Below are 24062 nucleotides of genomic sequence, written 5' to 3' on the forward strand. Positions count from 1 at the left end.
CTACACCCGGGGCGCTCCCGGTGAAGTGCCGGCTCAGGGCACGATGTGCAGTGGACCCACGATGCGCGACGGCGGGTCCACCGTCAGCCGCCCCATCTCCAGTCCCAGACTCAGGCCCTGGGCCACGCGCTCGGCCGTGCCGATGAACAGGTCGGCAGCGGGCGCCTCGAACACTTCGCGCGCCGTTTCGCGCCACAACGCCAGCCAGCGATGGAACAGTGCCTGCGGAAACGCCGGCAGCGCACGGTGCACGCCCATGGGATTGCCGTGATAGCGGCGACTGCGCAGCACCAGCGACGACCAGAAGTCGCGCAGGATGACCTTGTGGCCCGGCCAGTCCTCGATGGCCTGGTTGAAGACCGGGCCAAGCTGCGCGTCGGCGCGCACCTTGTCGTAAAAGCGATCCACCAGGGTGGCAATGCCCACTTCGCTTGCGTGCCCAAACAGCGCCATGCCTCATGTCTCCAGGGTCGAATGCTCAGCCGGGCTTGCCATCGCGGCGCGGCGTCAGATAGATCCACGCCGAACGCACCACCCACGGCGTCAGTGCGAGCAGCCATAGCGCGGCGGCCGCCACATACCAGGGCCAGGGTTGCGCCGCGGCATCGGCCAGCACGCGCACGATGGCGGCGGCCTGCAGGCCGATGAAGGCAAACCAGGGCACGGCGCCCATGGCCAGCGGACGGCCCGAGTGTCCGTGCGTTACCCGGGTCACCATGGCCACCAGCATCGAACCGAAAAACCCGATGGTGAGCGCGTGCAGCGGTGCACGTGCCCAGCCGCTGGATCCATGCAGCATCAGCGCGAGGCTGTCGGCGGCAAACAGTCCGAATGAGAGCGGCAGCCACGCCAGCGCCACGTAGAGCACGGCTAGCAATCCCGGGCGACGCGCCTTCCACGGTTGCCACGCGAGCCATTGCCACAGCAGCAGGGCGGCCATGGGCAGGTCGGCCAGCCAACGCCAGCGGCTGATGTCGGCCAGGTCCAGCCCGAGGTGCGCCAGGCTGAGCGCCAGCATGCCGACCAGCGACCACGCTGGCCGCACCATGCGGTAACCGGCGAGGACGTTGTTGGAGAAGAACGGCAGCATGCGATGGGCGACCGTGGCATACACGGGCACGAGCAGTCCGAAGGTGCCGATGCTGATCGCCGCCTGCATCAGCACGGCAGCGCCGCCCAGCGCATAGCACAGCGCTAGCGTGAGACCGACGGCTCCGGCCAGCAACGCCATGAAGGCCGATACGGCCCACAGATCGCGATAACCCGCCTGATGCAGGCGAGTACCGAGGACGGACAGGGCTACCAGCCAGCCCGCCAGCATGGCAGCGAGGCCCGGTCGCAACATGTCGGGCATGCCACTCTGCGCCAGCAGCACCAGGCCCCCGCCGCCGAGCATCAGGCCGAATACGCTGGCATACGCACGCCGCGGCACTTCGGGCGTGTTGAGCCAGCGGGGGAATACGGTCAGCAGGAAGCCGAGCACGAACGGCGCCAGCGTGGCGTACTGCATCAGGAACCCGTGCGCCCAGGCGGCAGGCATCGCCTGGGGCGCGAATGGCAGGCCGCGCCACGCGGCCACCAGTGCCCACGTCCACCACACCATGTTGCCGAGCAGGGCGATGGCGCCGACCAGGAACATCGCCCGATGCGGTGCGGCCAGCAACATCGCCAGCGGATCGGATGGACGGGGTGGAGCGGGTGTGGCGGCGGTCATCGTGTACGTGCCTGCAGGCGGAGGTACGAAGGCGGGGCGCAGTCTGGCAATCCCGTCCGGTATTGCGCCCTGATCTGGGTCAGTTTTTGCCCGGGTCAACCGCCACTGAAGTCGCACCGCCGCGCTCGGCGTCGCCGCTACAACTGGCTCATGCCGCCGTCGGTGATGATTTCCGTGCCCACGATGAAGGCGGACTCGGCGGCCGACAGGTGCAGCACCGTGGCGGCGATCTCGGCCGGCTTGCCAAAGCGGCCCAGCGGCACCTGCGACTGGATCTGCGCGGCCGTGGCTTCAAGCGTGGCCTGGTCCATGCCCAGCTTGCCGTACAGCGGCGTTTCCACCGGGCCCGGGCTGACCACGTTGACGCGCACCCCCACCGGCAACAGTTCCGCCGACAGCGTCCGCGCCAGCGAGATCACCGCGGCCTTGCTCGCCGCATAGACCGACGACGAGGGCATGCCCAGGCGGGCGTTGATCGACCCGTTGATGACGATGGACGCGCCGGCATTCAGCACCGGGAGCAAGGCCTGGATCTGGAAGTAGGGGCCTTTCACGTTGATGTCGAAGCTCTGGTCCCACAGTGCCTCGTCCACGGCGGTGAACGGGGCGAACTTCGCCACGCCGGCATTGAGGAAGACGGCATCCAGCCGGATGCCTTGCGCGACGAGGGCCTGGGCCAGGTCCCTGGCGGCAGCCATGGAGCCGGCATCATTCTGGATGGCCATCGCACTGGCGCCCAGGGTGGTCCTGGCTGCATCGAGCGCGGCGGCATCGCGGCCCGTGATGATGACGCGCGCACCCTCGGCAACGTAAGCCTGGGCCGTGGCCAGGCCGATGCCACTGCTGCCACCGGTGACCAGGACGGTTTTGTCTGCGAAGCGGTTCATGACGTTTCCCCTTGTCGGGAGTGATTGGGTTGATGGCGTCATGCTGCGCCTGCTTGCCGGCGTTGCCGTACCAGCTTTCCGGTGGACTCGTTCGATGGTGTCGAACATGTGCCGGCGATGCTGGAGGTGCCACCCGCTGATGGGGGATCAGGGCAACAGGGGGCCTGCTGCGCTCAGAATGCCCAGCAGCTGCAACCCGACAGGCCCCAGAACCCCTGCAGGCCGGATTCGCCCCATGGCGCGGTGCCATGGGCCGGGCGTGCACAGCAGGCGGTGGTGCTGCGGGTGCCTGCCGTCCTGGCCAGCAGGGTGCCTTGCGACTTCCAGTAGCGGCTGCCGAAATTCACCGGCGACCAGTCGGGCATGGGCGGTGGCGGCGCGAGGTCGTGGGGTTTGAAGTCGCCGTCGGCGTAGACGATGCGCCCGTCGACGACGGTCAGTTCCGCGACGATCTGCCGGATCTGCTCATCCTCGACGCTGAAGTAGTCGTGCGACAGCACGGCGAAGTCGGCCAGTTGCCCCACATCGAGCTGTCCCTTGATGCCTTCCTCGCCGGAAAACCACGCGTTCATGCGCGTGAACATGGCCAGCGCGGTGGTCCGGTCGACGCGGTTGCTGCCGGGGTAGAGCGACAGCCCGCCCAGGGTCTTGCCGGTGGTCAGCCAGTACAACGCGTTCCACGGGTCGTAGCTGGCGACGCGGGTGGCATCGGTGCCGGCACCCACGGGAATGCCCATCTCCAGCATCCGCTTGAACGGTGGTGTGCGGGTTGCCGCTTCGGCGCCATAGCGTTCGACGAAGTATTCCCCCTGGAAGGCCATGCGGTGTTGCACGGCGATGCCGCCGCCCAGGCGCGCGATGCGTTCGAGGTTGCGCTCGGACACGGTCTCGGCGTGGTCGAAAAACCACGGCAGGCCCTGCAGCGATAGGTCGCGATCGACTTTCTCGAACACGTCCAGCGCGCGCCCGATGGTGTCATCGTAGGTGGCATGCATGCGCCACGGCCAGCGACGTTCGGCGAGCACCCGCGCCACGGCTTCGAGCTCGCCCTCCATGTGCAGTGGAAGCTCGGGGCGTGGCTGGCGGAAATCCTCGAAATCGGCCGCCGAGTACACCAGCATCTCGCCTGCGCCATTGAGGCGGTAGAACTCGTCGCCCTGGCCGATCTGGTTGACCGAGGACCAGTGCATGAAATCGTGCAGCTCTTCGTCCGGCTTCTGCGTGAACAGGTTGTAGGCGATGCGCACCGTCATCAGGTGGTGCTGGTGCAACTCCTCGATCACGTGGTAATCGCCCGGATAGTGCTGGTTGCCACCACCCGCATCGATGACGCTGGTCACGCCGAGCCGGTTGAGTTCGCGCATGAAGTGGCGCGAGGAATTGATCTGGTATTCGTGCGGCAACCTGGGCCCGTGCGCCAGCGCGGAATAGAGCAGCAGCGCATTGGGCGTAGCCAGCAGCAGGCCGGTCGGCGTGCCATGGCCGTCGCGCGTGATCTGGCCGCCTGGCGGGTCCGGGGTGTCGCGCGTGTATCCGCAGGCGCGCAGCGCGGCGCCATTGAGGAGCGCGCGGTCATACAGGTGCAGGATGAAGACGGGCGTATCGGGCGCCAGCTGGTTGAGCTCCGGCAAGGTCGGCAGGCGCTTTTCGGCGAACTGGTGCTCGCTGAAGCCACCCACCACGCGCACCCATTGCGGCGGTGGGGTGCGCGCCACCTGTTCGGCCAGCATGCGCATGGCATCGGCCAGCGAGGGCACGCCGTCCCAGCGAAGCTCGAGGTTGTAGTTGAGTCCGCCGCGGATCGCGTGGATGTGCGAGTCGATCAGGCCAGGGATCAGTCGACGCTTGCCTGCATCGATCACCACGGTGGCGGGGCCGGCCAGCGAACGGATCTGGCCGTTCGTACCGACCGCGGCGACGTGCCGACCGGTCACCGCCAGCGCCTGCACTTCGGGGCGTTGCGCCACGCCGGTGAAGATGCGCGCGTTGTGGACGATGAGCGTGGGATACGTAGCCATGGGCGTCGTCCGCAAGGGGGTGGCGCTGATCCGGTGCTGCCTGCTCGTCTTCGGCGATCGGTGCCCGACCACGGTCCGCACGGCACCCTGCCGGCGGGCGACACACATGTAAGGGCAGCGGTGTCTAGCTTTTGTGATCGGGGCGTGGCGCCGTCAATGCAGGGTTTCCCCGCCTGGCCACCTTGCCGTGAGTCCGCGAGGACGCCGCGCCCGGGGCCCGTGGGCACCGCATGGCACGACCCGGGGAATGCCCGGATACTGCGCAGATACCGTGCGCGGCCACGGCATGTGCATATGCACAATCGTCATTTCCGGTCGCGCAACGGGTTGGAGAGCATGGACGTTCCCTTCCGAGGCGAGTCGATGAGCGAGGCCGGCATCCGTTCCCCGTGGTGGTCCACCACCGTTCGCTGGTTGCTGGCGACGGGCGTGCTCTCGCTGGTCCCGCCGGCGGTGTTCGCCGACGGCTACGACTTCTACAGCAACTGGCCAACCCACATCACGGCATCGGACGGCACCGACTTCGGCCTGGCGGTGCTTTACCAGTACGACCTCAATCAGTTCTCCCACGACCAGGGTCGGTTCGAGGATGCCAGTACCAACCGACGCCGCTACTTCGGCCTGTTCCTGCGCAAGCCGGGCGTCTACGACGCGATCGTGCAGTACGACTACCAGGCCAGGCAGTGGGTGGACACATTCGTCCGCATTCGCACCAGCGGCGCGATCGGCATCGACCTGGGCAACCTGCGCTTCGGCTACTCCAAGACGCCGGTGGGGTTCGAAGGGGTGACCAGCAGTTCGGCCACGACCTTCATCGAGACGGCCCTGCCAACCCAGGCGGTGTGGGAAGGACGGCGCGCCGGCGTCGACTGGGCCTGGGTGCGCCCGCATTTCATCGTCAACGTCGGCGACTATTTCTGGCGCAAGGACCTTGACGGCAACAACCCCGGCACGACGCTGGCCGCACGCGCCGCCTGGATGCCGATCAACCGGCAGGGGCATGTCCTGCACCTTGGCCTGTCGGCATCGCGGGAGAAGCTGGACTGGGCCGATCAGGGTGCGCTGCCTCCCCTGGCCCGCCTACGTGCGCGACCGGAGGACGGCCTGTCACCCGTGCGACTGGTGGACTCCGGCCCGCTGCCCTACAGCAGGCAGGTGGACCGCCAGGGCTTCGAGGCACTGTGGATCGACGGGCCCTGGTCGGTGCAGGGCGAGTACCTGCAGGCGAGGGTCGATCGCGACCACGGCAAGCCCGACTTCGCGACGCATGGCTTCTACCTGTTCACCACCTGGACGCTTACCGGCGAGGCCCGCTACTACAGCGACGGCAACGTGGCCGACCGGCGCTACAACGGACGCGACCTGCAGGCGATCCGCCCGACCCATCCGTGGGGCGCGGTGGAGCTGGCCGTGCGCTACAGCGAGCTCGACCTCAACGACGGTGCGATCAGCGGCGGCGCCGAGCACGACTGGACCGTGGGAGCCAACTGGTACATCGGCGAGCACCTGAAGGTCCAGGCCAACTACGTCCGGGCCTTCAGCGAACGCCGTGGCCTGCAGGTGAACCCGCATATTTTCGAGATGCGGGCGCAGGTGTACTTCTGATGGCGTGGCCTTGGCGCGAGTGGTCCGGCTCAGTCGGCTTCCAGCAAGGCCACCGAGCCCTGGCCACCGTCGGCGCAGATGCTGACGATGGCGCGCGTGCCGGAGGGTAGCGCGGCGAGTTCCTTCACCGCCTGGCTGAGAATGCGCGCACCCGTGGCACCGAACGGATGGCCAAGGGCGACGCTGCCGCCATGCGGGTTCATCCGCTCGCGCGGGAAAGCACCGAAATCGCGTTCGATACGCACCTTGCGGCTGAGGAAGTCGCGATCCTGCAGCGCGGCGACATGCGCCTGCACTTGCGCCGCGAACGCCTCGTGGATCTCCCACAGGCCGATGTCCTGGTAAGTCAGCCCGTGGCGTGCGAGCAGGCGCGGGATGGCGTAGGTGGGCGCCATCAGCAGTCCCTCGGTGCGGAAGTCGACGGCGGCGATTTCCCAGTCGATCAGGCGCACGCGCGGCACGTGCCCGGGCAGGCGTTCGAGCCCGCGCTGCGATGCCACCCACAGGCTCGCCGCACCATCCGTCAGCGGCGAGGAATTGCCCGCCGTCAGCGTGCCCTGGCCGCTGGTGCGGTCGAAACTCGGCGGGAGCCGGGCCAGCTTCTCCAGCGAGGTGTCCGCCCGCGGGATGCTGTCGCGCCGGAACTCCCCCAGCGGGATCACCAGGTCGTCGAAGAAGCCGCTGGTCCAGCCGGCGACCGCGCGCAGGTGGCTGTCGAGGGCGAGCTGGTCCTGGTCCTCGCGCCGGATCCGCCATTCCTTGGCGGTGATCTCCATGTGTTCGCCCATGCTCAGCCCGGAGGTGCGATTGACGATGCCGGGTATGTACAGGCTGATGTCGCCGAGCTTGAGGCTCAGTGCATGCGACACCTTCTCGCCCACCGAGCGGGCCTTCTGGAAGCGGCGGATCCAGTCGGACAGGCGTTGGTTGAGACCGAGCTGGATGCGGCTGAGGCTGTCCACGCCTCCGACCAGGGCCAGTTGCAGGCTGTCGTCGTCCAGCATGCCGGCGGCTTCGATCATGCCGATCATGCTGGTGGAGCAGGCCATGACGGTGGAGAAGGCGGTGATCGTGGCCGGTGCACCCGCGTCCATCAGGATCTCGCGGGCCAGGTTGCTCCAGGTGAGGTTGGGTACCACCGTGCCCCATACGGCGAAGTCCGGCTGCTTGCCACCGGGCAGGCTGTCGAGCATGTGCCGCACCACGGGTACCGACAGCGTGATGGCATCGTACGAGCCCAGTGCGCTGTCGACCTTGGCGAAGGGCGTGCGCACGCCGGCAGCGAGCCATACGGGCTGTCGGTAACGCGATCGAAGTGTCATGAGGGGCATCCAGGTCGGAGCGGGAGGGGAGGCGAGGCCGGCCTTACTTCACCGCAGGCGTCCACACGACGCCTTCGGGCGCGCCACGCCCGAGCTTGTCGGGCAGCGACTCATCGCCGGCGGCGAATTCCAGTGACACCGAATTGATGCAATAGCGCTGGTGCGTCGGCGGCGGACCATCGTCGAACACATGCCCCTGGTGGCTGCCGCAGCGCGCGCAGCGAATCTCCGTGCGCACCATGCCGTAGCTGGTGTCGCGCACGTAGTTGAGGTGGCTCTCGTTGAACGGCGAGGTGAAGCTTGGCCAGCCGGTGCGGCTGTCGAACTTCGAGCCGGCGAGGAACAGCGGCAACCCGCATAGCCGGCAGCAATACACGCCGGCGCGTTTTTCCGTGAGCAGCACGCCGCAGAACGGCGACTCGGTGCCGTGTTCGAGCAGCACCTGCCGCTCATCGCCGGTCAGCGCCGATGTGAGCTGGTCGAACTGCAGGGGTGATGGTGGCGAGAGATCGAATGGTGTCGCCTTGCTCACGGATGGTCCTCCTCGGTGGTCGCGGGCCGGATCGCGGCAGCCTGGCATCCGTCGCCTGCACCTGCCTGGACGTTCGTATCCCGCCGGGCCAGCCGCTTGCGCTGGCTGGCATGGTGCCACCGATGATCGTGGCGGTTGCGACAGATTCAAGCCCGCTCGCGCTAGCGCCGCTGCTCGCGGGCCTGGGCTTCCTCGATGGTGACGATGGCCTCGGGGGTGGCTTCGAGCCGGGCCTGCGGGATGGGGTCGCCGCTGATGTCGGAATAGCCATAGGTGCCATCGTCGATCTTCTGCAGGGCCCGCTCGATATCCGCCACGCGCTGGTCGTCCACGTCGTGCTGGGCCTGGCGGACCTCCTCCTGCGCGCTGTCCTGCGCCTGGTCCTCGAATTCGGCGGCCTCGTCGCCGTGCAACTCCTCGAAGGAGCGGCGCCGGCTGGTGGCGGAAAGTTCGCCGCCAAGCACCTGGCGACGCAGCGCTTCCAGCCGCGAACGCTGCTGTGCGATGAACTCCCGGCTCAAGGTGGACTGCTGCTCAGGCATGGCTCGACTCCACGAAATCACCACAGGGCAACGAGCCCGAAGCTATGGCACAGGCCCCGTTTTTGCGCGGTGAAGAAAGCGGCCGCGGGGGCGGGCCTTTCACATGCATTGATCACGCGCTGGACGACCCTATATCGGCCGCGGCGTGAAGCCGGCCTCGGCCTGGCTTTGGCCCGGCGAAGGCGCACGTCCGGCAAGCGCGAACGGTTTTCTCTGGAGCGGGACCTTATGGCACGACAGAAAGCACTGCAGCTGTATCGCAACATCGGCATCATCGCGCACATCGACGCGGGCAAGACCACGACGACCGAGCGCGTGCTCTATTACACGGGCAAGAAGCACCAGATCGTCGACGTCCACGACACCAAGGAAGGCAAAGGTTCCACCACCACGGACTACCTGGAGCAGGAGCGCAAGCGCGGCATCACCATCCAGTCGGCTGCCGTGTCCACCGAGTGGAAAGGGCACCAGATCAACCTGATCGACACGCCCGGCCACGTCGACTTCACCATCGAGGTGAACCGCAGCCTGCGCGTGCTCGACGGCGCCGTGGTGGTGTTCGACGGCGTCGCCGGCGTGGAGCCGCAGACCGAGACCAACTGGCGCCTCGCCGACCAGTACAACGTTCCGCGCCTGTGCTACGTCAACAAGATGGATCGCATCGGCGCCAATTTCGCACACTGCGTCAAGGGCATTCGCGAACGCCTCGGCGCCAACGTCCTGCTGTGCCAGATACCGCTGGGCAGCCACGACGAATTCGTCGGCATGGCCGACCTGGTCGCCGGCGTGGGTTACCTGTGGAAGGGTGACGACAAGGACAGCCCGTGGGATACCGTGCCGCTGGAGGAGATCGCCGGCCGCGTGAAGTTCACTTCCGCCGCCGACCAGGAGTGGGTGGACAGGCTGGCCGCGCTACGCGAGGAGACGCTGGAGCGCGCGCTGGCCATGGACGATGTCGCGTTCGAGAAACTGATCGAAACCGGCGAGTTCGACCCGGAAACACTCAAGCGCTGCGTCCGCAAGGGTTGCGTGTCCGGCAAGCTGGTGCCGGTGTTCTGCGGATCGTCGTATCGCAACAAGGGTGTGCAGCAGTTGCTCGACGGCGTGGTGGATTACCTGCCGTACCCGGGCGAGAACGGCGGCATCGCCATGGTGGACGAGGACGGCCACGTGATCGGCGACCAGGGCGTGGTCGACGAAGCACCGGCACGGGCGCTCGCGTTCAAGGTGATCAACGACCAGTTCGGCACGCTGACCTTTTGCCGCGTCTATTCCGGCGTCATCAGGAAGGGCGACACCTTGCTCAACGTGACGCGCGGGAAAAAGGAGCGCGTGGGGCGCATCGTGGAAGTGCAGGCCAATGCCACCAAGGAGATCGACGAGGTGCGCGCCGGCGACATCTGTGCCTTCGTGTCGATGAAGGAAACCGAGACCGGTGATTCGCTGTCCGACCCGGCGCATCCTGCCTTGCTCGAGCGCATGCGCTTTCCCGACCCGGTCATCAGCGTGTCGGTGGAGCCCAGGCATCGCAACGACATCGACAAGCTTTCCGGCGCGCTCTACAAGATGGTCAAGGCCGATCCCTCGCTGCGGCTGGAGATGGACAAGGAAACCGGTGAGACCGTGCTCAAGGGCATGGGCGAGCTGCACCTGGAAGTCACCATCGACCGCATGCGCACCGAACTGGGCGTCGATGCCAACATGGGCAAGCCCAAGGTGAGCTTCCGTGAGGCGTTCGGCCGCAGCGTCGAGCACACCTACACGCACAAGAAGCAGTCGGGCGGTTCGGGACAGTTCGCCGAGGTCACGATGGTGTTCGAGCCGATGCCATCGGGCAGTGGCATCGTGTTTGCCGACGAGGTGGTCGGTGGCCGCGTGCCGCGCGAATACATCCCCGCGGTGGAACATGCGGTGACGGTCGAGTCGCGCGAAGGCCAGGTGGCCGGCTACGAGGTGGTGGACTTCAAGGCACGCCTGGTCGACGGCAAGTTCCACGACGTGGATTCGTCCGCGCTCGCGTTCGAGATCGCCACCCGCCAGTGTTTCCGTGAAGCCCAGCGCCTGAGCAAGCCCAAGCTGCTCGAGCCGGTGATGCGCCTCGAAGTGGTGACCGAGGCCGACTACCTGGGCGACGTCATCGGCGATATCAATCGCCGTCGTGGCACGGTGAGCGACCAGGGTCAGAAAGGTGCGCAGGCTTTCGTGCAGGGCTTCGTGCCGCTGGCCGAAATGTTCGGCTACATCAACTTCCTCCGCTCGGCCACGCGCGGGCGCGGCACGTTCACCATGGAGTTCGACCACTATGAGGAAGTGCCCGCGAACCTGGTCGACAAGTTGATGGAAAAGGAAGCCAAGTGAGTCCGGGGCACGCGGCCCGTGATGCGCCGCGTGCCATGGGTGGTGCCGCCGCCGCATGATGCCGGCGGGCTGGTCCCGGGGGATGGCAGGCGACGGACCCAGGCGCCGTCGGCGGGGTGCCAGCCGCCACCTTGCCGGCGAGCGTGGTAGCGAGCGGTGTGAACCAGTTTCGGTCGCCGGCTAGTGCTACATTCCTGCGGCGCCCCCGGGCGCCACTTCATTCCAAACAAGGGAAACGACCATGTCAAAGAGACGTCTGCGTCTTGCCACGCTAGCGGGGCTACTGTTTGTTGGTCTGTCAGGGGCAGCCTTTGCTGCTCCCCCCGCGGCGACGGGTCTCGGGCAGGCCTGGCCGAACACCACTGACGTGAGCGCGAATCCGCACTGGCACGCCTACGTGTTCGTGCTGAGCGGCGTCAAGTACATCCAGGTCAATGACCAGAACGGCAATGTCCTGGGTGCGATCGGAACGTCCAACGGGCAGTTCATTACGCTGCCGATCGGTGCGTTCGCCCAGCTCGTGACCACGCCGCAGCAGCCCGCTGCCGTGACGACGTCCGCGCAGGCTGCCGCGGCACCGGCCACGGTCTACCAGGACGATTCCGTGCAGGTGACTGCAACGCCCCAGACCGACGGCACCGTGCAGTTGAATGCCGTTTCGACGCGGATGAATGCCGTGTCGACGATGAGCTGCGATCCCGTCGAGTGTAACAACCGCGCTCAGTAAGACCGGATTGAAGTCAGTCCTGGCGGTGCTCGTCGCCGTCAGGGCTTTCCGGATCGAACAGGATCACGCTGATCCGGCGACCATTGGACAGCAGGTGCTCGCGGGCCTTGCCCTCGAAAGTGGCGGCGCGATCCTCGATGGCCGGCCAGCCCAGGCCGGTCGCCGTGCGCAGCACGCGCGGCAGCAACTCATCCCAGCGCACGTCAGCCAGGCGGACGCTGTCGGCACGCAGGCTGATGCGGACCACGCCCCACTTGCGCCCGCGGCGCTCGCCGCAGCGGATCTGCACGCGGATGTCGCTGACGTCCCTGCGCGTGCAGCCATCGGCAATGGCCTCGCAGATGAGGCGGTAGATGGCCAGGTGCACCATGGGTGAGAGCAGGTCCACCGACCCGGTGATATCGCACCAGTAGGTCACGCCGGTCTCTTCCAGCACGCGGGCGATGGGGCCTTCGCGCAGCACCGCCTGCAGGCCGCGTTCGCGCCACGTCACCGGGCACAGGCTGTCGGCCAGTCGATAAAGCTGGTCCTGCGCCACCAGGGCTTGCCGGCGATAGCTGCGGTCGTCGAAGACCGGGGCCATGTGCTTGAGCCGCCCCAGCATCATGTTGTAGACGGAGTGGACCGACTCGCGGACCTGTTCCAGCGCCTGCGAGGTCATGCGCATCTGGACTTCGCCAAGGTGCACGTTGCGCTGGGCAAGGGCGAGCGCCATGCGCAGGTCCGTGCGCTCGCGTTGCGCGCGGTCGTCCAGGGCGCCGATGCGCGCACCCATCAGCAGCATGGTGGAAATCGCGAACGCAATGAAAACCTGCGCGTCCAGCGTATGCGGGTCGTACCTGGCTGGCATCAGCGTGATGACGGCGAGACTTGCCAGCGTGCCGCCCACGGCAGCTCCTTGCCAGCCGTAGCGGAGCGCAAGCCAGACCACGGGCAGGAACATCGCCACCTGGGCGAACTGGCGGGTGTTCGTGGCCGGTGACGAGCTCAGGCCCATCCAGACCAGGAACGCGAGGGTGGGCAGAAGCAGGAAGGTGCACTCCCTAGCCAGGCGGCTCTCCCAGAACCGGGTGCCGAGCTCGCGCAAAGGCGCATCCAGCAGGACCTGCCGAACCACCAGCACGAACGGCACGATGGTCAGGATGCCCATGTAGTTGCCCAGCATCCAGCGCCCCGCCACGGCAGCGTAATTGATGGGGCCATAGCCTTCGGGAAGCCGGGTGATCGCCAGCAGGGCAAGGCTGTTGCCGGTCATCAGTGCGGCGACCAGCAATGCGCACACGAGCAGGGCGTTGATGTTGACGCTGGTCTTGGTCGGAAAGATCTGCCAGCGCTCGCGGCTGAAATAGGCCACGGGCATGACGAACACGACCGAGGGCACGAGGTTGCAGATGGCCCAGGCCAGGCCGAACTGCTCGGCACAGGTGACGCTCAGGTAAGCCAGCGAGGCCGACTCGCCCACCAGCAGGGCGGGCCAGTAACGATAGGGGACCAGCAACAGGGCAGCCACATGCAGCCCGCACAGCACCAGCCAGTGCGAGATCGATAAGTGGCGCAGCAGCGTGACGCTTGCGCCGTAGAGAGCAGCCACTGCGATCTGGCGAAGCCAGAAGCCCGCCATGGTTCCCTTTCGCATTCCCAACCCCTTGCTGGAGCTTCCCTTCACGGCCGTCCACCCCTGTCGATCGAACGGTATGCCGGTGGCTCGCGACGCGCAGCACGGTCCCCCGACCGCCGCACATCGTAACCGAATCGCACAGCCCTTACCTCCGCAAGGAATTGCCCCTGCGGCTTGCGGGAGCGGCCCATGGCCGGCGTCTCGTACGGTAGCAAACGTCACGGCAGCGCAATCGCGCTGGCGGACCGCCGTCACCGTCAAGATGTGACGGGCGTCACAGTGCCGGTGCTGCCTCGTCGTGAAGGGGCGTGGCGAGCTGGCTCCACCGGGCCGGGCGAGGGGCGGGGACCCGGGTCGGGGCTGGCTCATGGCGCCGCTGGCCGGCCTGGTGCGCTCCCGCTATTCAACGCCAACTTCACCGGCGCATGTGGAAGCTGTGCGCCAGGCAGCAGGCCGAGCCATCCGCATGGCGGGCGGACATGACAGCGATCATCCGGGCGCCCGGATCGAGTTCATGTGGTACCCGGCGCGCGTCGCTGTATCGTCATCCCGATCCACCCAGAGGCACTTCCTGCATGGCCGACAAACCGATTTTGCCGACGATCCTGACCATCAACGCGGGATACGTCGACACGGCAGGCTTCATGGCATTGCATGGGCTGTTTACCGCGCACGTGACGGGGAATTTCGTGACGATCGGCGCATCGCTGGTGACCGGCACGTCCGGGCTCGTGGCCAAGCTGCTTGCGCTGCCGGTGTTCTGCCTGGTGGTGATCCTCGTCCGCTTGCTGCGCTACCGGCTGATCGCGGGCGGACGGCCGGTGGTGAGCACCCTGCTTCAGGTGAAGCTGGCCCTGTTCGTCGTGGCGGCGTTCCTCGCATGCCGCTACGGGCCCTTCGTGAATGGCGACAGTTGGCCGGCGATCCTCACCGGCATGACGCTGGTCGCTGCCATGGCGATCCAGAACGCCCTGCATCGCGTGTATCTGGGCAGCGCACCGCCATCCACCCTGATGACCGGCACCACGACGCAGATGATGCTGGACATTGCCGATCGCATGCATGGCCTTGCGCCCGAGCAGAAGGCCGCCGTCGACGCGCGCCTCGGCCGCATGGGCCTGGCGGTGTTGGTCTTTGCCGCAGGCTGCGCCGCCGCGGCGCTGCTCTACGCGTTCGCGGGCATGTGGTGCTTCACGGTGCCGCCGGTGCTGGCGATTGCGGCCTATTTTCGGCACGAGGATGCAGCCGTTGCGGCGGCGCCGGCGACATGAGCCGGCGCCAGCTTCCTTCCGTTCACCCTTCCACCTGGAGACGACACATGACTGACTCGAGCAAGGCCAGGGCGCGGCGCAAGGCCGCCCTCAACACACCGTCGGCCCTTGGCCAGGAGGCGATGCGCGACCTCTCTGCCGAACTCAACACCCTGCTGGCGGACGTGCTGGCGCTCTACATGAAGACCAAGAATTTCCATTGGCATATGTCCGGCCCCTACTTTCGCGACTATCACCTGCTGCTGGACGAGCAGAGCGACGAGATCTACGCCACCATGGACCCGATCGCGGAGCGGGTGCGCAAACTCGGCGGCACCACGCTCCGTTCGGTGGGCCATGCCTCGCGCCTGCAGCGGCTGCTGGACAACGATGCCGACTTCGTGACGCCCGACGACATGCTGGCCGAACTGCGCGAGGACAATATCCAGCTGGCCGCCTACATGCGTGCCACGCATGAGTTGTGCGACAGCTACGGCGACGTGGCCACGGCCAGCCTGCTGGAAAACTGGATCGACGAGGCCGAGCGGCGCGTGTGGTTCCTGTTCGAGACGGGTCGTCGCCAGTGACCTGGCGCGGGTGCGCATCGCACCGCGCGCTGCTGCATCCGCTCGCGTCGAGCCGGCGGGCTGGGCCAGGGGATGGTCCGCGCGGGCCGCTCAGCCCAGGCCACGCCAGCGCGCGACCATGCCCACGCTGGTGGTCACCGCGCGCGACAGGATCCTGAGGTCCAGCGGCATGTTCGGGCGATGCACGTCCAGCAGCAGGGCGATGCGGGTGCGGTCGCTGCGATTCCATACTTCGTGGGGGTAGGTATCGTCCCACAGCAGGTACTCGCCATTCCCCAGCCGGTATTCGCGCTGGTCCAGCCAGAGCGTGGCGCCGGGTCTTCCATCGGCGCCCGGCGGCGCTTCGAGATTGAGCTGGAAGCGCAGGATGCCCCGGAACGGACCGCAGTGACGCGGGATGTGCTTGTGCGGTGCCAGGAACGAGAGCGTCGCCGAGAGCACTTCCGGCGATGACGCCAGCAGCCGGGCCAGCACCGGGCAGGCATCCATATTGGCCTTGACCTCCTGGCCGTAGACCTTGAGCAGGTACATCCGCCAGTCCCTGCCGTCGTTGGCCGAGATGTCTGCCTGCGATGGCATCACATCATGGAAGCGGGGAATGGGCGACGCGCCCTGGAGGACGGCCAGCGCTTCCTGGCGAAGCGCGGTCCATGCCGCGACATAGTGGCGTGCGGCGGGAAAGTACGCGTCGATGTCCAGCACCGATGGCGTGGTGATGCGCGCGTCATAGATGCGCCGGATTGCCCGCGATGACAACTCGTACAGCGAACCCATGCAGTCGTTCCTCGTGGAGCGGTGGCAGACGGTCGTGCCACCCGGAGTGGTGCTCTCGCGGCCACCCTAGCCGGGGAAGTCTCCGGGTCAGGTGAACGCCTTGCTGTCGAACGAGCCGGCGGGGCTGCCGGTAGACAGCGCCGTGGGAGTGTCTGAAGAAGATTTTGTTACGCCATGTAAATCAAAGGGAATCGCTTGACTGTTTAATGTGACGTCACATAAAATATGGGCCATTCACGGGAGGAGAGCCATGGTTGATCCACTCGATCCAGGAACGATGGCGTTGCCGCTGGGCTTCAAGCGCGGCCGGGGGCGTCCACGCAAGGCGGATGCGTTGAGCGCGGCCGAGCGTGCGCGGCGTTACCGCGCGCGCCGCAAATTGCAGGGCCTGGGCACGGTGCCCGCGGTGGCCTATGAGCAGGCGGTGCGCGAGCGTGACCTGGCCCGGACGCAAGTTGCCGAGTTGCGCGCCGCGCTGGAGCAGCTTCAGCGCGTACTCGGACATTAGGCGACGACCGGCGGGCCAGCCGTCGGTCACCGCGACAGGGTGATTTGGTGTGTGGGCGTTGGGCGCGGGCTACTTCACGGGCTCGGCAAGCGGCTTGCCCTTGTCGACGATCCAGGTCGACACTGCCTCGCCGCCATCGCTACCGGGCGCTGCCGCCAGGCTGTGCACGGCGCCGCGCGCGTTGAAGAAATGATCGCCGGCCTTGAGTGCCTGGTCAGGCTGGCCACGCGTCTTCAGCACCAGGTTGCCCTTGAGCACGTAACCCGATTCATCGCCGTTGTGCACGTGCCAGCCAATCACGGCACCGGCCGGCAGTTCGGCGGTGCCGATGACGATTTCCTTGCCGGGCACGCCGCTCTGGTCGTGGTGGTCCAGCAGCGTCCGTTTCGCCTGTGCCGCGGGCGGCGCGGATGAGTCCTGTCCGCTGGCGCTGACGCTGATGAGCAGCGCCGCCACGATGGCAGCGAGCAGGGAAACGCGGGCGACATGCGACATGACGCTATCCTCCATCGGCCGGCTTCGTAGCGTGCGATTCGGCGGCTGGCCTGCCGCAACAGTCGATCTATCGAACTCTAGAAACGCCACTTGAACAGCAGTTGCAGGCCGCTGAAGCGGAACGTCGCGTTGCCTGAAAAGCGGTTCTTGGTCACGTCGGCGTCGATCTTGTTGTACGAGTACTGCGTAACCACGCCGATCTGCTGCCAGGGGTAGAACTCCACGCCGACGCGTGCGTTGTAGAGCGTGGCATCGATGTTGCCGATGTTGGCCTTGAAGGCGCCGCCGTCCGCCACCAGGCGCGCCCAGTCGGCCATCTGGTAGCGGTAGGCCAGTCCTATCGACGGGTCGGGCAGGTCGGTGGACGCCTTGGAGTTGATCGAGCGGGTGACCGAGCCGCCGCCGTTGGCGCCTTGCACGCTGGCGGTCGCCTTCAGTTTCAGCTCAAAGCTATAGGCCTGAAGGCCGGCCGTGAGGCCGAAGGCCGCCCGGTCGCCGATCCACGCCCAGTAGCGATAGGTCACGCCACCCGCGTCCAGCGAGAACTTGGAGTTCAGCGTGGCGCCTGCATTGAGGGTCTGGTTGTTGAACACGACCGTGCGATTGATCGTGTGCGAGGCATCGTTGGAGTCGTGGAAATAGGTCAGCTCGAACTCGTGCCGTTCCCATGGGCGCCAGGTGCCTTCGATGAAGGGGAGGCTTTGCGTACCGCCCTGTCCCAGGTCGCGGGAGAAGTCGAGCGGCGTGCCCGAGTTCCTGACCCTGCCATCGAAGCGCAGGCTCGCCGACAGGTCGTTGGTGAAGATGCCAGCGCTGACGGAGGCGTAATCGAGCATGGGGTGATCGTCGGCCATGGCGGGTGCCATGGTGGCGAGCAGGGCCCACAACGAGAGGGACAGGGCAATACGCTTGGCGTACATGGATATCCCCTTTCACGTTGACTCGGCCCAGCGGAAGCCGGCGCTTCCACTGCGGGTCCGCAAAAGCGATTTGGATTTGCGTGACGGCATCCGCCCGGATGACGCGTGAAATTCTATGGCTGGGTCGAGTGGCGGCCGCGTGAAATTGTCACGCCGTGGTCATGCCTGGGCCTCGTCCATTTGGCCGGTAGCACGATCGGAAGAAGCGGTGCGTCATGCCGGTTGGCGGTCGCTGCGGCGCTGCTCGCGCGGGTGGACAAGGTCGTGGCAAAACCTGGCATGCCCCTTGTGGCCGACGCCAGCCGTCGCCACGTCAGACATCGCATCCACGTCAGCCTGCATTCCCCCGGAGAGGAACCATGCGTATTGATCTGAGCGAACGGCGCGCCATTGTCACGGGTTCCACGGCAGGCATCGGCATGGCCATTGCGCGCGGGCTTGCCGCCGCCGGTGCACAGGTGGTCATCACGGGTCGCACCGCTGCACGCGTCGACGCGGCATTGGCGGCGCTGTCGCAGGACGTGCCGGGTGCCCGGCTGAGCGGCGTCGCGGGTGACCTCGGTACCAGCGACGGCGCGCAGCGGCTCATGGAGCAGGTGCCCGAGGCAGACATCCTGATCAACAACCTGGGCATCTTCGAGCCCAAGCCCTTCTTCGAGATTTCCGATGCGGACTGGCTGCGCTTCTTTGAAGTGAATGTGCTCAGCGGCGTCAGGTTGTCACGCCACTACGCTCCCGGCATGGCACGACGTGGCTGGGGCCGCATCCAGTTCGTATCGAGCGAATCCGGGCTGCAGATTCCCGCGGAGATGGTCCATTACGGCATGACCAAGACGGCGCAGCTGGCGGTATCGCGCGGGCTGGCCGAGACACTGGCGGGCACGGGCGTCACGGTGAATGCGATTCTTCCCGGGCCGACGCGATCGGAAGGCGTGGCCGACTTCTTCGGCAAGATCGCCGCCGAGCAGAACACCTCGCAGGCGCAGGTGGAGCGGGACTTCATCCAGACCCATCGTCCCACGTCGCTGATCAAGCGGCTCGCCACCGTCGAGGAGGTGGCCAACCTGGCCGTCTATCTCGCCTCGGAGCAGGCGTCGGCCACGACCGGTGCGGCCATGCGCGTGGATGGCGGAGTCGTGCAGTCGATCGCCTGAGCCGGTCGCCCGGCCAGCGTCCTGGTCTTGACGGTTCCTTGCGCGCCTCCGTGCCACGCTCGCCTTCTCCTTGACCGGATGCGGGCAGCGATGATGAGCCAGCGTTTCGATGCAGTGGTGGTGGGAGCGGGGCAGGCGGGCCCGGCGCTGGCCATGCGCCTTGGCCAGTCGGGCCGCAAGGTGGCGGTGATCGAGCGCAAGCTGGTGGGCGGCACCTGCGTCAACACCGGCTGCATTCCCACCAAGGCGATGGTGGCGAGCGCCTATGTGGCTCACATGGGGCGACGCGCGGCGGACTACGGCGTCGGCAGCGGCGATGGCGTGTCGGTGGACATGCCGCGAGTCTGGAAGCGCACGCGCCAGATTTCCGAGCGCTCGCGCAGCAACGTGGAAAACTGGCTGGCCGGCATGGCCAACGTCACCCTGCTGCGCGGGCATGCAAGGTTTGAATCGCCGCGAAGCATGCGCGTGGACGATGCGCTGATCGAGGCCGACGCCTTCTTCCTCAACGTGGGTGGCCGCGCGGTGGCGCCGGACTTCCCCGGCGTCGATACCGTGCCCTATCTCACCAATGTGGGCATCATGGATCTGCAGGAACTGCCGCAGCATCTGGTCATCGTCGGCGGCAGTTATATCGGACTGGAATTCGGGCAGATGTTCCGCCGCTTCGGGGCTCGGGTGAGCATCGTCGAGCGCAGCGAGCGCCTGTTGCCGCGCGAAGATCCCGACGTGTCCGCCGCCGTGGTCGACATCCTGCAGCAGGAAGGCATTGCGCTGCACCTGGGCGCGGAATGCATCGAGCTGATGGGGCGGGCAGGTGAGGTAGGCGTCGTGGCCCGCTGCGCTGATCCACGCATGGAAGTGCGTGGCAGTCATCTTCTGCTGGCGGTCGGCCGTCGCCCCAACACGGATGCGCTGGGCCTGGACAAGGCCGGCGTGGCGCTGGACGAGCATGGCTACATCATCGTGGACGACCAGTGCCGCACCGCTGTGGACGGCATCTGGGCCATGGGGGACTGCAACGGCAAGGGTGCATTCACCCACACTGCGTACAACGACTATGAGATCGTCGCCGCCAACCTGCTGGACGACGAACCGCGACGCATCTCGGACCGCATCCCGGCCTATGCCCTGTTCATTGACCCGCCGCTGGCGCGCGTGGGACTGACCGAGCAGGATGCGGTGCGGCAAGGCCATGATGTGCGCGTCGGCGTGCGACCGATGTCACGCGTGGGCCGAGCCATCGAACGCGGTGAAACCCTGGGCTTCATGAAGGTCGTGGTGGATGCCGGCACGGGGCAATTGCTTGGCGCGGCCATCCTCGGCGCCAGCGGCGACGAAGCCATTCACTGCCTGCTCGACGTGATGTATGCCAGGGCGCCCTATCGCACGGTGACCCATGCCGTGCACATCCACCCCACCATCGCCGAGTTGTTGCCAACCACGCTGCAGGATCTGCGGGCGCCCACCTGATCGCGTGCTTCGGCGGGGTGCCCGCTACCGTGGTCGGCTTGCCCGGCCCGTGCCCGGCATGGGTGCGGGCGCGCTGCGTTACCCGCTGACCGATGATCGCGGCACGACCTCGGAGTCCTGCGGACCGTTCGGCTGTACCGGAGTGCCATCATTGCGACGGTGGTCTGCAGCCAGTTGCCGCAGGGCGATGCTGAGGCCTATCCGGTAGCTGCTGGCGATATTGCCGTTGATGATGACGGTGGCGACCGGCGCGTGGTGAATGCTGGCGCCACGTTCAAGCTCGGCACCGAACGCCTCGTGGACTTCGATATACGGGGCATCCAGTTGGTCCAGCGCATCCGCCAGGCCCGCTTCCGGGTGTGCACGGATCTGCGGAGAAAGATCGCCCGGGTCGAGCAGAACCATGTCCGTCCGGTCGGAGTTCGCTGCACACACCTGGACAACGAAATCCCGCAAGTCACCGCACGTACGCAGCTCCAGCATCCGGCCCGCCGCGTGGGCTTGCTGTTGAAGTTGCCGCAGCAAATCCTGGGTGGGGGAGTGGCCGGCGGCGTGCGGCCCATGAACGATCAATATGCTCACGGCATAGTGCCTTTCATCGCTCCATCGAGCGGATGCGCCATGGTGCTTCGGGCCGGCGTAAACGGGCTATGACGGAATCACGCAAGAGCGTAAATTTTCCGCAAGACCGACGGGTACCACGCCGTTCCAACGCTCCACATGGATGCACTGCGTGCGAACAAGCGGGTAGTCGGGTGGCCGTGACGATGGCGTCCTGGAACTGCTCCGCAAGGAGGTCTGCAAGTCGGCGGCGGCTGCTCATGAGATCGCTTCCTGTGCTCAAATCACCGGCCGGAGGCGCCTCATTCCACGGTGGTGGTCCTCAAAGCCCACATCATGTCCCAACGCAGCGGAGCGCAAGAATCATGGAAGCCGGATACATTTCAGCCCTCGCCGCACTCGCCGGATCGGCCATCGGTGGCCTGACCTCGCTCACCGCGTCCTGGCTCAACCAGCGGGTTCAGTTCAATGCCCAGGAGCGCGCGGCGCATATGAGCAGGCGCGAAGAGCTCTACCGAATCTTCATCGAGGAGGCGTCGAAATGGTATGCCGACGCCTACGAGCACGATCATGCCGAAGTGTCGAACCTGGTCAGTCTCTACGCCTCGGTCAGCAGGATGCGCGTACTTTCCTCGCCCGCGGTCGTCGAGAGTGCCGACAGGGTCGTGCGGGTGATCATCGAAACCTATCTCGCGCCCAACAAGACGTTCCGTGATGTCACCGAAATCATGGATAACGAAGCCATGAACCCGTTGCGGGAGTTCAGCATGGTATGCCGCGATGAATTGTGGGGCGGGTCGATGCTGCGGTCGTAGTGGCGTCAACCTCGGCAAAGCAGCGCAGCGCCGGGCCCTGGTTCGCTGCTGCTGTTGACCACGTTCGCCCACGGCCGAGGACGATCCTGATCAGGCGTGTGCCCGGTCGTCCCGCCCGACCTGATCCAGGCACGACTCACGGCAGGCCGGTGCCGCACTCGCCGGGACGCTGACACTTTCGAGTCATTTAATTCATCCCTTTTGGTCAACCCATGTACACGGAGGAAGGCATCGCGCCCGGGCCGTCTCGCGTAACTTGCGGGTGCGAGAAAACAGGCTGGGCCAGGGAGGCTCTGCAAAGAGTGGCGGCTCGGAGAAATTTATGCATCACGGTGCTTATGGCGAGCGGCTTGGCCGGTCCTTCGGACTGAACCATCCGCCGGTCCTGCAGGCAGAGACGCAGCAAGGCGTGCGCCTGGCGGTGACCGAATTGCAGATAGGCCGGGCGGGGTATGGCATCACCGGCCCGATGGGCGTCGAGGACGCCTACCTGATTTGCCTGAATCTGCTTGGGCAGACGACGCATGAGCTCTGGTATGACGGACGTTCGGTCTGTTCCGGTGCCTATGCGGCTGGATCGGTCTACGTCATCGACCTGCGCTGCGATCCGGTGACTTACATCGGCGACCCCCTGCATTCCCTCTACTTCTACCTGCCACGCGAGGCACTGCGTGAAGCCAGTGCGTGTCCCGGAGCAGGAGGCGCGGCCGACCTGGCCACGGCGCCGGGCAAATGCTTCCAGGACGCGATCATCACCAGCATAGGTCACACGCTGCTGCCCATCTTCGGCAGTCAAGGCGGCGCGCACCAGAAGCTGGTTGAGCACTTGCTGCAGGGCTTGTGTGCCTACATGGCGGCCGAATATGGTGGCAGCAGGAAGTCGGCGCCGGTCACCCGCGGCGCGTTGGCGCCATGGCAGCAGCGGATGGCGATGCAAATGATGCGTGAACGGATATTCGAGGGCGTGTCGGTCAGCGAACTGGCGGAAGCGTGCCGCATTTCAGTGGGAGCGCTCATCCGAGGTTTCAAGAAGGGTACCGGGCTTTCGCCGCATCAGTGGCTGCTGTCACGGCGCCTGGAACTGGCACTGGACCTCATGGCTGATCCGGATGCGTCCCTGGCGGACATCGCGTGCAACGTGGGGTTTTCCGACCAGAGCCACCTGAGTCGCGTGTTCACCCAGAAGATGGGGGTGACACCGCGGGTGTGGCGCAAGTCGCTGGCCAACGACGGGCGGGCCATGGCCTGAGCATGCGCACCGGCAAAACCTGCCGCCATTATTTTGGGGCGTCCATGAAACCTCGCCGGATGGCAATCATGACCGCGTGGGTGCGGTCGTCGGCACCCAGCTTGCCCATGATGCTTTTCATTCTTGCCTTGACGGTGTCTTCGGTAATGAACAGGGCATCGGCGATGTCCCTGTTGCTGCGACCCTTGGCGACCAGGTGCAGGACGCCGATCTCGCGTTCCGTCAGCCGCTCTTTCCCCGTGTGGCTGGCGATTTCCTGGGCCACTTCGGGCGCGACCGTGTGCCGGCCGGCGAGGGCGCCGCGAATCGCCTTGAGGATCTCGTCGCGACGAGCGGTTTTCAGGATGTAGGACGTGGCGCCCAGGGTAAAGGCTCGGACAACGCGCGCGTCGCCGGGGTAGGTGGTGAGCACGACGATCGTCGCATCGGGGAATTCGCCCCGAATGGTGGTAATCGCCTGCAGGCCATCCACCTCCGGCATCTGCAGGTCAATCAGCAGCAGGTCGGGGAGGAGTCGACGGAACTGTTGAATCGCTTCCTGGCCGTCGGAGGCTTCACCCACCACTTCAAGATCAGGCTCTTCCTCGATGACCATTCGCAACCCGTCACGCATGACCGGATGGTCATCGGTGATCAGGATGCCAAACCGCGCAATCTTTTCGTTCAACGAGCCGATCCTTCAATGCAAGCTTCGCCAGATCGAGTGCGGCAACGGGAGGTCAGCGTATGAGCTGATTGGTCGCACTATGCGCTGAGAAGATGTGGCTTTCAACGCTCTAAAGTGTAAATCAGGCCGCTTGATGGAGCGCATCCATGATCCGTCCACGGACCATCGGCTCGCCTGCGACGAACATCGGGTATCAGGTCGTGCCAATTCCGTTGCTCCAGTGCAATTAATTGCAATACGGCCGGGCGAACCTGGCTTAGCGTGTGCCTGGGCAGCTTCATGGATG

At 66.2% G+C, this 24062-nt stretch carries 23 protein-coding genes; 10 read left to right on the forward strand and 13 right to left on the reverse strand.

Annotated features, from left to right (window positions below; all coding sequences use genetic code 11):
* Positions 1-33: 33 nt before the first annotated feature.
* The 4 genes from ACXU4B_RS03190 to ACXU4B_RS03205 form a co-directional block, all read right to left on the reverse strand.
* Positions 34-453 carry a group III truncated hemoglobin gene (locus ACXU4B_RS03190; RefSeq protein ID WP_131407708.1) on the reverse strand — a complete coding sequence of 140 codons (420 nt, stop codon included), beginning with the start codon at positions 451-453 and terminating at the stop codon, positions 34-36.
* 25 nt (positions 454-478) lie between these two features.
* Positions 479-1714, reverse strand: coding sequence for an NnrS family protein (locus tag ACXU4B_RS03195; protein WP_131407710.1), 1236 nt, complete (start codon positions 1712-1714; stop codon positions 479-481).
* 137 nt (positions 1715-1851) lie between these two features.
* Positions 1852-2601 carry an SDR family oxidoreductase gene (locus ACXU4B_RS03200; RefSeq protein WP_131407712.1) on the reverse strand — a complete coding sequence of 250 codons (750 nt, stop codon included), beginning with the start codon at positions 2599-2601 and terminating at the stop codon, positions 1852-1854.
* Between the two features lie 173 nt (positions 2602-2774).
* A complete protein-coding gene (locus ACXU4B_RS03205) occupies positions 2775-4619 on the reverse strand; it encodes an amidohydrolase (RefSeq protein WP_131407714.1) in 1845 nt (614 codons plus the stop codon).
* Positions 4620-4955: 336 nt separating this feature from the next.
* Here ACXU4B_RS03205 and ACXU4B_RS03210 point away from each other — a divergent pair, with 336 nt between their 5' ends.
* Entirely contained in the window at positions 4956-6224 is a 1269-nt protein-coding gene (locus tag ACXU4B_RS03210) for an OprO/OprP family phosphate-selective porin (RefSeq protein WP_240733995.1), read from the forward strand.
* 29 nt (positions 6225-6253) lie between these two features.
* Here ACXU4B_RS03210 and ACXU4B_RS03215 read toward each other — a convergent pair whose 3' ends face one another.
* From ACXU4B_RS03215 to ACXU4B_RS03225, 3 genes are all read right to left on the reverse strand, one after another.
* A complete protein-coding gene (locus ACXU4B_RS03215) occupies positions 6254-7546 on the reverse strand; it encodes a thiolase family protein (protein WP_131407716.1) in 1293 nt (430 codons plus the stop codon).
* Between the two features lie 43 nt (positions 7547-7589).
* Positions 7590-8078 carry a peptide-methionine (R)-S-oxide reductase MsrB gene (gene msrB / locus ACXU4B_RS03220; RefSeq protein ID WP_240733996.1) on the reverse strand — a complete coding sequence of 163 codons (489 nt, stop codon included), beginning with the start codon at positions 8076-8078 and terminating at the stop codon, positions 7590-7592.
* A gap of 161 nt (positions 8079-8239) precedes the next feature.
* Positions 8240-8620: a TraR/DksA family transcriptional regulator gene (locus ACXU4B_RS03225; protein WP_131407720.1), complete on the reverse strand. Its 381-nt coding sequence runs from the start codon at positions 8618-8620 to the stop codon at positions 8240-8242.
* Between the two features lie 228 nt (positions 8621-8848).
* Between ACXU4B_RS03225 and fusA the strand changes: the two genes are divergently transcribed.
* A complete protein-coding gene (fusA, locus tag ACXU4B_RS03230; protein ID WP_131407722.1) occupies positions 8849-10978 on the forward strand; it encodes an elongation factor G in 2130 nt (709 codons plus the stop codon).
* Between the two features lie 241 nt (positions 10979-11219).
* Positions 11220-11705 (forward strand): hypothetical protein, encoded by a 486-nt coding sequence (locus ACXU4B_RS03235; protein WP_458910830.1) that lies wholly within the window; start codon positions 11220-11222, stop codon positions 11703-11705.
* Positions 11706-11718: 13 nt separating this feature from the next.
* On the opposite strand, the gene ACXU4B_RS03240 is transcribed toward ACXU4B_RS03235, so the two are convergent.
* Positions 11719-13341, reverse strand: coding sequence for an MASE1 domain-containing sensor histidine kinase (locus tag ACXU4B_RS03240; protein ID WP_131407724.1), 1623 nt, complete (start codon positions 13339-13341; stop codon positions 11719-11721).
* Positions 13342-13802: 461 nt separating this feature from the next.
* Between ACXU4B_RS03240 and ACXU4B_RS03245 the strand changes: the two genes are divergently transcribed.
* Both ACXU4B_RS03245 and ACXU4B_RS03250 read left to right on the forward strand, forming a co-directional pair.
* Positions 13803-14594, forward strand: a complete 792-nt coding sequence (locus ACXU4B_RS03245; RefSeq protein WP_458910831.1) for a YoaK family protein — start codon at positions 13803-13805, stop codon at positions 14592-14594.
* A gap of 47 nt (positions 14595-14641) precedes the next feature.
* Positions 14642-15160, forward strand: a complete 519-nt coding sequence (locus tag ACXU4B_RS03250) for a Dps family protein (protein ID WP_131407726.1) — start codon at positions 14642-14644, stop codon at positions 15158-15160.
* 90 nt (positions 15161-15250) lie between these two features.
* Here ACXU4B_RS03250 and ACXU4B_RS03255 read toward each other — a convergent pair whose 3' ends face one another.
* Positions 15251-15934, reverse strand: coding sequence for an aspartyl/asparaginyl beta-hydroxylase domain-containing protein (locus tag ACXU4B_RS03255; protein WP_131407728.1), 684 nt, complete (start codon positions 15932-15934; stop codon positions 15251-15253).
* A gap of 250 nt (positions 15935-16184) precedes the next feature.
* Here ACXU4B_RS03255 and ACXU4B_RS03260 point away from each other — a divergent pair, with 250 nt between their 5' ends.
* Entirely contained in the window at positions 16185-16442 is a 258-nt protein-coding gene (locus ACXU4B_RS03260; protein WP_131407730.1) for a hypothetical protein, read from the forward strand.
* Between the two features lie 69 nt (positions 16443-16511).
* On the opposite strand, the gene ACXU4B_RS03265 is transcribed toward ACXU4B_RS03260, so the two are convergent.
* Together ACXU4B_RS03265 and ACXU4B_RS03270 are read right to left on the reverse strand one after the other, a co-directional pair.
* Positions 16512-16937 carry a cupin domain-containing protein gene (locus ACXU4B_RS03265; protein ID WP_165583126.1) on the reverse strand — a complete coding sequence of 142 codons (426 nt, stop codon included), beginning with the start codon at positions 16935-16937 and terminating at the stop codon, positions 16512-16514.
* Positions 16938-17014: 77 nt separating this feature from the next.
* Positions 17015-17857, reverse strand: coding sequence for a hypothetical protein (locus ACXU4B_RS03270; RefSeq protein WP_131407734.1), 843 nt, complete (start codon positions 17855-17857; stop codon positions 17015-17017).
* Between the two features lie 359 nt (positions 17858-18216).
* Between ACXU4B_RS03270 and ACXU4B_RS03275 the strand changes: the two genes are divergently transcribed.
* The gene (locus ACXU4B_RS03275) at positions 18217-19011 is read left to right on the forward strand and encodes an SDR family NAD(P)-dependent oxidoreductase (protein ID WP_131407736.1); all 795 of its coding nucleotides are present in this window, start codon (positions 18217-18219) and stop codon (positions 19009-19011) included.
* Between the two features lie 90 nt (positions 19012-19101).
* The gene (locus ACXU4B_RS03280) at positions 19102-20484 is read left to right on the forward strand and encodes an FAD-containing oxidoreductase (RefSeq protein WP_205746498.1); all 1383 of its coding nucleotides are present in this window, start codon (positions 19102-19104) and stop codon (positions 20482-20484) included.
* Positions 20485-20562: 78 nt separating this feature from the next.
* On the opposite strand, the gene ACXU4B_RS03285 is transcribed toward ACXU4B_RS03280, so the two are convergent.
* The gene (locus ACXU4B_RS03285; protein ID WP_131407738.1) at positions 20563-21066 is read right to left on the reverse strand and encodes a type II 3-dehydroquinate dehydratase; all 504 of its coding nucleotides are present in this window, start codon (positions 21064-21066) and stop codon (positions 20563-20565) included.
* Between the two features lie 344 nt (positions 21067-21410).
* Between ACXU4B_RS03285 and ACXU4B_RS03290 the strand changes: the two genes are divergently transcribed.
* Both ACXU4B_RS03290 and ACXU4B_RS03295 read left to right on the forward strand, forming a co-directional pair.
* A complete protein-coding gene (locus ACXU4B_RS03290) occupies positions 21411-21860 on the forward strand; it encodes a hypothetical protein (RefSeq protein WP_131407740.1) in 450 nt (149 codons plus the stop codon).
* A 322-nt stretch (positions 21861-22182) separates the two neighbouring features.
* Complete coding sequence (locus ACXU4B_RS03295; RefSeq protein ID WP_458910832.1) at positions 22183-23109, forward strand: helix-turn-helix domain-containing protein; 927 nt, start codon at positions 22183-22185, stop codon at positions 23107-23109.
* 28 nt (positions 23110-23137) lie between these two features.
* On the opposite strand, the gene ACXU4B_RS03300 is transcribed toward ACXU4B_RS03295, so the two are convergent.
* Entirely contained in the window at positions 23138-23749 is a 612-nt protein-coding gene (locus ACXU4B_RS03300) for a response regulator (RefSeq protein ID WP_205746555.1), read from the reverse strand.
* Positions 23750-24062: the final 313 nt, after the last annotated feature.

Source organism: Dyella soli (genome assembly GCF_054482295.1).

What these genes read in the sequence shown, in the direction of transcription:
- ACXU4B_RS03215 (WP_131407716.1), bottom strand. Translation starts at nt 7,546, where the DNA reads ATGACACTTCGATCGCGTTACCGACAGCCCGTATGGCTCGCTGCCGGC.
- ACXU4B_RS03200 (WP_131407712.1), bottom strand. Translation starts at nt 2,601, where the DNA reads ATGAACCGCTTCGCAGACAAAACCGTCCTGGTCACCGGTGGCAGCAGT.
- ACXU4B_RS03280 (WP_205746498.1), top strand. Translation starts at nt 19,102, where the DNA reads ATGATGAGCCAGCGTTTCGATGCAGTGGTGGTGGGAGCGGGGCAGGCG.
- ACXU4B_RS03210 (WP_240733995.1), top strand. Translation starts at nt 4,956, where the DNA reads ATGGACGTTCCCTTCCGAGGCGAGTCGATGAGCGAGGCCGGCATCCGT.
- ACXU4B_RS03195 (WP_131407710.1), bottom strand. Translation starts at nt 1,714, where the DNA reads ATGACCGCCGCCACACCCGCTCCACCCCGTCCATCCGATCCGCTGGCG.
- ACXU4B_RS03240 (WP_131407724.1), bottom strand. Translation starts at nt 13,341, where the DNA reads ATGCGAAAGGGAACCATGGCGGGCTTCTGGCTTCGCCAGATCGCAGTG.
- ACXU4B_RS03190 (WP_131407708.1), bottom strand. Translation starts at nt 453, where the DNA reads ATGGCGCTGTTTGGGCACGCAAGCGAAGTGGGCATTGCCACCCTGGTG.
- ACXU4B_RS03205 (WP_131407714.1), bottom strand. Translation starts at nt 4,619, where the DNA reads ATGGCTACGTATCCCACGCTCATCGTCCACAACGCGCGCATCTTCACC.
- fusA (WP_131407722.1), top strand. Translation starts at nt 8,849, where the DNA reads ATGGCACGACAGAAAGCACTGCAGCTGTATCGCAACATCGGCATCATC.
- ACXU4B_RS03290 (WP_131407740.1), top strand. Translation starts at nt 21,411, where the DNA reads ATGGAAGCCGGATACATTTCAGCCCTCGCCGCACTCGCCGGATCGGCC.
- ACXU4B_RS03250 (WP_131407726.1), top strand. Translation starts at nt 14,642, where the DNA reads ATGACTGACTCGAGCAAGGCCAGGGCGCGGCGCAAGGCCGCCCTCAAC.
- ACXU4B_RS03265 (WP_165583126.1), bottom strand. Translation starts at nt 16,937, where the DNA reads ATGTCGCATGTCGCCCGCGTTTCCCTGCTCGCTGCCATCGTGGCGGCG.
- ACXU4B_RS03260 (WP_131407730.1), top strand. Translation starts at nt 16,185, where the DNA reads ATGGTTGATCCACTCGATCCAGGAACGATGGCGTTGCCGCTGGGCTTC.
- ACXU4B_RS03225 (WP_131407720.1), bottom strand. Translation starts at nt 8,620, where the DNA reads ATGCCTGAGCAGCAGTCCACCTTGAGCCGGGAGTTCATCGCACAGCAG.
- ACXU4B_RS03255 (WP_131407728.1), bottom strand. Translation starts at nt 15,934, where the DNA reads ATGGGTTCGCTGTACGAGTTGTCATCGCGGGCAATCCGGCGCATCTAT.
- ACXU4B_RS03245 (WP_458910831.1), top strand. Translation starts at nt 13,803, where the DNA reads ATGACAGCGATCATCCGGGCGCCCGGATCGAGTTCATGTGGTACCCGG.
- ACXU4B_RS03235 (WP_458910830.1), top strand. Translation starts at nt 11,220, where the DNA reads ATGTCAAAGAGACGTCTGCGTCTTGCCACGCTAGCGGGGCTACTGTTT.
- ACXU4B_RS03295 (WP_458910832.1), top strand. Translation starts at nt 22,183, where the DNA reads ATGCATCACGGTGCTTATGGCGAGCGGCTTGGCCGGTCCTTCGGACTG.
- ACXU4B_RS03270 (WP_131407734.1), bottom strand. Translation starts at nt 17,857, where the DNA reads ATGTACGCCAAGCGTATTGCCCTGTCCCTCTCGTTGTGGGCCCTGCTC.
- ACXU4B_RS03275 (WP_131407736.1), top strand. Translation starts at nt 18,217, where the DNA reads ATGCGTATTGATCTGAGCGAACGGCGCGCCATTGTCACGGGTTCCACG.